A 5,571-nucleotide genomic window follows, 5' to 3' on the forward strand; every position below is an offset into this window, starting at 1 on the left:
CCCAACGACGGCTACACCGCCGCCGACTTCGCGTTCCTGGAGGAGTCGACCGGGCATGACGTCAAGGGCTGGCTGACATTCGTCGAATCGCGTGCGGACAGCCGCGCAGACCGGGTCAAGCGCTTCCGTATGAAGCTGATAGGCATTGGCGCTGCCGTCGCAGTCGTGGCTGTGGGCGTAGGCGGCTACTTCCTCCTCGGCGGTGGCACCTTTGGCGACAGCGCTCCCACCAAGTCGGTCATCCTGCTCCAGATCAGCGACCCGACCGGTAACGCCGTCGCGGACGCCCTACTCGTCACCGACCGCTCGGCCGCCTCCGATACTGGTTCGGCGAAGACGGTGGCTGGAACGGGCGCAGCCGTGCTGATTTCCTCAAAAATGGCGGTCAACACCACCGGGTTCGGCCTGCAACCCTTCGGCGGCGACATGGCCCAGTCGGTCCCCGCGGCCGGTAAGGAGACGATCGCCGACACCTTCGGCGTCAGCATCGACGGCGTCTGGCGGATGGACGAGATCACCTTCGCCGGCCTGATCGACGAGATCGGCGGCATCAGTCTCACCGCGAACGTCGCCGTTCCGGCCGTGACGGCCATACCCAAGGCCGCCGCGATTCCGGTCGGCCCCGCAACGAAGCTGACCGGCGGTCAGGCGGTCGCGTACGCCACGTACGTGCCGCGGGGCGAGGCGCCCGGCTTGCAGAGTGCCCGGTTCGGCCAAGTCGTCGCCGGGCTGCTGTCCGCGCTGCCGACCGACCCCACGGCGATCACCTCGTACCTCAACCACCTCGGCATCGTCGACGACCCCTCGCTGCCGGAAAGCAAGCTCAGTCCGATCCTCGCCGCGCTCGCCGCCGAGCAGCAGGCCAACGCGTTCTCCGCGAAGGTCCTCCCGGTCCGCACGGACGGCTCGAACGAGTTGGACGTGCAGGCGGCCACGCCGATCGTGAGCAGCGTGCTGGGCGGCGCGCTCAAAGTGCAGTCGGCCGGTCAGGTGTCCCGTGTGCTGGTCGAGGACGCGACCGGCAGCACCGGCATGCGGTCCGGGGCGGTCCGCAGCGCCGCGCAGGCCAAGCTGGCGAACAGCGGGTACACCTTCATCGACGGCTCGACCGCCGCGTGGCGCGGGACGAGCGTGGTCGAGGTGGGCTCGGACGCGCAGAAGGACGCCGCGGTGGAGATCGCCAAGACGCTCGGCCTTCAGGCGATCAACGTGCAGGTTGTCTCGGGGATGAACACCTTCGCCGATGTGACCGTGATTCTTGGCGCCGACTGGCCGAAGCTGGCCGACATCCCCCTCCCTCCAGCCGCCACCGGCACCAGCACAATCGCCCCCACCAACTGACACAGGCCACCCTCGCTCCCGCTCCCGCCTCCCTACCCCACCCCACATCGCCTCACCTACATCACCCAGCACCAACTCCCGCCGATCCCGTCCTGTCCCGTACCGTCCCACCCCGCCCCATCCCCTCGTCGTCCACGTCCCGTCAGTGCTCCATGAGAACCTGATAACACCACGACTCAGCCGACCAGAGAGGTGTGGCCATAGTGACAGCGACCGACCGGGCCAAGGAGCTCGCGATTGCGGCAGCACAGGCGGCGTCGGACAAGCTCGCCGACGACATCCTGGTTTACGACGTCAGCGAGGTCTTCGTGATCACGGACGTCTTCGTGCTCGCCTCCGCTCCCAATGACCGGCAGGTCAAGTCCATCGTGGACGCCGTGGAGGAGCGGCTGCTCGAACTCGGCGTGAAGCCGGCCCGGCGCGAGGGCCAGCAGGAAGGCCGTTGGGTACTGCTCGACTACGTCGACATCGTGGTGCACATCCAACACGCCGACGAGCGCACGTACTACGCGCTGGAGCGGTTGTGGAAGGACTGCCCGACCATCCCGCTGCCCGAGTCCGTCACCAGCGGCCGCGCGGGCGGCTCGGCGGCCGGTATAGGCGGTACTCGGTGACCGCCACCACGGCGACCACCATGGCGGCCGAGTCCGTGACGGACCCGGCCCCAGTCTCCGCAGACACGCTGGACCGGCACGCGTACCACGCCCCAGGCCGCCGTGTGGTGGTATGGCGGCACGGCCAGACGGAATGGAACGTCGAGGGGCGTTTCCAAGGCCAAACCGACGTCCCCTTGGACGCGGTCGGTCGTGACCAAGCGCGGCGAGCAGCCAGGCTGCTCGCCGCGCTGCGTCCCCACTACATCAGCGCGTCCGACCTCTCCCGCGCCGTCGACACCGCCAGCGAACTGAGCGCGCTCACCGGCATCGAGGTCGAGCTCGACGCGGGGCTGCGCGAGACCTACGCGGGCACCTGGCAGGGCCTGACCGACGCCGAGATCAAGGAGAAGTTCCCCGAGGAGTTCGCGGCCTGGAAGCACGACCACTCAGTCCGTCGCGGCGGCGGCGAACTGGAAACCGAGGTGGCCGACCGGGTCGTCCCCGCGATCCTGCGCGCACTCGAACGCGTCCCCCAGCGCGGCACCCTGGTCGTAGTCAGCCACGGCGGCTCGTCCCGCGTAGCCATCGGCCGCCTGCTAGGCCTCCCCGCGAGCCACTGGAGCAGCCTCGGCGGCCTGTCCAACTGCTGCTGGTCGGTGCTCGGCGAGGCCGCTCGCGGCTGGCGCCTGCTGGAACACAACGCGGGATCCCTCCCCGAGCCCGTCATTGGCGACGACGCCTCAGCCGAGGCGTAAGCGCAAGCCGTGAGCCGAAGCCGTGAGCTGCAAGCCGCGCCGCAGCCGCGATCGACTGACGTCCTGACCTGCACTCCGCCCCGCTGCCCCGCCACCGACTAACGATTTCGCGTTTCACTGCGCGGTTGGCTAATATGGCGGAGCCCGCCCGGGAACAGAGTGGTTCCATGGACATGTACGACGTTTGTTCCTGGCGGGACCAATGTCCGCTCCAACAGGGCGGGCTGCGTGAGGGGCCATAGCTCAGCTGGTAGAGCATCTGTCTGGCAGACAGAAGGTCAGGGGTTCAAGTCCCCTTGGCTCCACACCCAAAGTGCAGGTCAGAGCCGGTAGCTGGTTGATGCTATCGGCCCTGAATCTTCTTTCGCGTCTCATTCTTCGTCTCAGTCAGGGCGTGTGGCCCTTCCGGACCGGGCGACTCACCGGTCCGGCGCCAGCCGCCGCGGGGTTAGAATTGTGGAGTGTCAGTTTCGTACATGCCCCAGTACAGGATCATGATCGGCGCTGCCGACATCGCTATCGGCGATCAGTTGACCGGCCCCCCGCCTGAGAACATCCACACGGTCAAGCCGACCGGGAATCGGCGGGAGGACGACGCCCCGTTTTACGCCGAGGCGTCGACCAACCTCTCGTGCGTCATTCGGATCGATGAGGTGTACGGTCCCGTCGCCGAGGACGTGACGTGGCCTGGCCACGAAGCGGAGATCGTGCGGCCGATCACGGTCCTTGTGTAAGGTTCCTGTCTATCCATGTGGGGGCCGCCGGTGATCTGGCGGCCCCCGGGCGTTTGACCTAGTCCTGCTCATGCCATAGGTGAGCGCCTAGGCGCTTGGCAATGTCTTGCCGCATAGCGTCGGTGACATGCTGGTAGCGCAGCATCATGTCAGGGTTCGACCAGCCCATGAAGTCCATCGCGGCGCGCGGAGCGACCTCCAAGAGCGCGAGCGTGGTCGCTGCGGTATGCCGCGCATCGTGGAGCCGTGCTTCGCGTACCTCGGCCTCCGCGAGCACTTCGCGCCACTCGGCGCGGTCCGCTTTGGGATCGATGGGCTTGCCGTTCTCCTGAGCGAACATCCACCCATCGTCATGCCACTCGGTGCCCGCGAACACGCGCTCCTTGTCCTGCTGCTCCAGGTGCGCCTCGACCATGTCCCACAGCCGATCAGGCAGCACGATGTAGCGCCGTCCGGCCCTGGACTTCACGGGCACCTCGACCAGCCCGCCGCTGTGACGCTTCGGGCAGTGGCGTGCGTGCCCGGTGCAGCCGGCGGGGCAAGGTCGGCATGTCTCGGCTCGCTTGTGCTGGGTGCAGGGCTCCGGGCACGGCTTCGTCTTGTGCCGACCGACGGTGCACACGGCCGGATCGTCGCATCCGTGCTGCCAACTCTGGCGCTGAAGCTGTTTGGGGAAACGCAGCGCGCGCTTTCGGTAGTCGAGCCGCTCACGCTTGATGCCGAGCGCTTCACCTTGGCGGATGCCGACCGCGAGAGCGAGAACGAATCGCACGCCGTTACGGCGCCGGAGGGACGCGGCGATGATGCGCCGTACTTCGTCCGGCTCGTACGGCTCGCGCTCCTCTTCCTCTTCGACACGAGGCGGTTTCGCCAAAGCGACCGGATTGATGCCGCTGATGATGACCCTACGGCGAATCGCCTCGTTGAACGCGGCCCGCGCGCTGCGGTGGATTTGGAGCAGCGTGTAGATGCCAGCGCCGGACTTCTCAAGCTTCGTGTAGAGCTTTTCGAAGTGTTCCGGCTGGATTGCGTCTATGCGGTGACTTCCGAGACCGGGGTTGAGGTATCGGTACACGGCGGTGCGGTGCGCGGCCAGCGTCTTGAACCGCGCGGTCCGCGATTCGATGTCTTCCACCCAATGCGTCAGCCAGTCAGAGACGAGTGGGGCGCGGCCGGTCTTGCGCGCATTTCCGGAGTCGCGCTCACGCTCCAGCTCGCGAACCTTTCGGATGACGACTGCTTCGTCTTTGGATTCGATGTGGCGTCGGTCGGGTTTGCCGTCGTCGCGTACGCCCATGCTGACGCGGCCGTGCCATTTGCCGTCCTTGCCGAGGTAGATGGAGCTGGCGCCGTTGGGTGCGCGGGTGCCTTCGGGGCGTTTCTTGCGGGGCATGGTCTGCCTTCCTGGAGAGTGGTCGGGTTGATGGCGGGCCACGGGGGGGATGTCTCTCAACCTGCGCCGCGCCAGGGGTGACGTAGGAGACATCGCCCCGCCCCCGTGGCTCGCCTTGGCGGGGTGCGGCGTGGCTCAGCTCGCGGGGGCGGAGGTGGTCGGTGGCGGGGCCGTCGCCTTGATGTCTGCGCGCGCAGCGCGGCCTTCTTGGTTGTTCAGGGACGAGTTAGGCCGCGTGGGGCGGGTTAGGTTTCTAACTCGCGGGTTAACCCGCCCTGACCTGCGGAGAGTTATCGGCGGCGGTTGCGTGGTCGGCGCGGCGGGTTGCGGCGCGTGCCGTGGTGCCGGGCGGTCGGCGCGGCGTGTTCGGCGCGGTGGCAGGGTCCGCACAGGCCGTAGGCGAGGATCAGGTGTCCGGCGGTGGCGAGGGTGGGGTGGATGGTCTGGTCGTGGCGTCGGCAGCGGTCGCAGGTGTTGTCTTCGCGCTGGTCGGGCCGTACCTGGTCGGCGCACTGCGGGCAGACCAGGGTGCCGGGGCTCCAGGCGGCGGCCAGCACGATGCGCGGGCCGCTCAGCAGGTGCGGGCAGACGCGGACGGTGCCTTTGAGCACCGCGTCGCGGACGGCGTGGAGCTGGGAGGCGAGCCACGGCGTGGGCGCGGTCGGGCCGGTGGGGTGCAGCGCGCCGACGGCGGCCAAGCGCTCGATACCGCGCCGGACCTGATCGGCGGCGGCCTGGAGCTGGTCGTCCAG

The 5,571-nt window shown here is 68.2% G+C and carries 6 protein-coding genes and 1 tRNA gene; 5 read left to right on the forward strand and 2 right to left on the reverse strand.

The window, feature by feature from the left end:
• From VGS97_RS18875 to VGS97_RS18895, 5 genes are all read left to right on the forward strand, one after another.
• Window positions 1-1,341: LCP family protein (locus VGS97_RS18875; protein ID WP_326854899.1), on the forward strand; the 1,341-nt coding region annotated here is incomplete at its 5' end.
• A 203-nt stretch (window positions 1,342-1,544) separates the two neighbouring features.
• Window positions 1,545-1,955, forward strand: a complete 411-nt coding sequence (rsfS, locus tag VGS97_RS18880; protein WP_326854900.1) for a ribosome silencing factor — start codon at window positions 1,545-1,547, stop codon at window positions 1,953-1,955.
• Window positions 1,952-2,692, forward strand: coding sequence for a histidine phosphatase family protein (locus VGS97_RS18885; protein ID WP_326854901.1), 741 nt, complete (start codon window positions 1,952-1,954; stop codon window positions 2,690-2,692). Before rsfS ends, VGS97_RS18885 begins: the two co-directional genes overlap by 4 nt.
• Window positions 2,693-2,924: 232 nt before the next feature.
• Window positions 2,925-2,997 (forward strand) — tRNA-Ala (locus VGS97_RS18890).
• Window positions 2,998-3,186: 189 nt separating this feature from the next.
• On the forward strand, window positions 3,187-3,426 hold the full coding sequence (locus VGS97_RS18895) for a hypothetical protein (RefSeq protein ID WP_326854902.1): 240 nt from the start codon (window positions 3,187-3,189) through the stop codon (window positions 3,424-3,426).
• Window positions 3,427-3,484: 58 nt separating this feature from the next.
• Here VGS97_RS18895 and VGS97_RS18900 read toward each other — a convergent pair whose 3' ends face one another.
• Together VGS97_RS18900 and VGS97_RS18905 are read right to left on the reverse strand one after the other, a co-directional pair.
• The gene (locus VGS97_RS18900; protein ID WP_326854903.1) at window positions 3,485-4,819 is read right to left on the reverse strand and encodes a tyrosine-type recombinase/integrase; all 1,335 of its coding nucleotides are present in this window, start codon (window positions 4,817-4,819) and stop codon (window positions 3,485-3,487) included.
• 290 nt (window positions 4,820-5,109) lie between these two features.
• A partial coding sequence (locus VGS97_RS18905; RefSeq protein ID WP_326854904.1) for a hypothetical protein occupies window positions 5,110-5,571 on the reverse strand: 462 nt, incomplete at its 5' end.

This window comes from Actinocrinis sp., from assembly GCF_035946395.1.
Taxonomy (GTDB): domain Bacteria; phylum Actinomycetota; class Actinomycetes; order Streptomycetales; family Catenulisporaceae; genus Actinocrinis.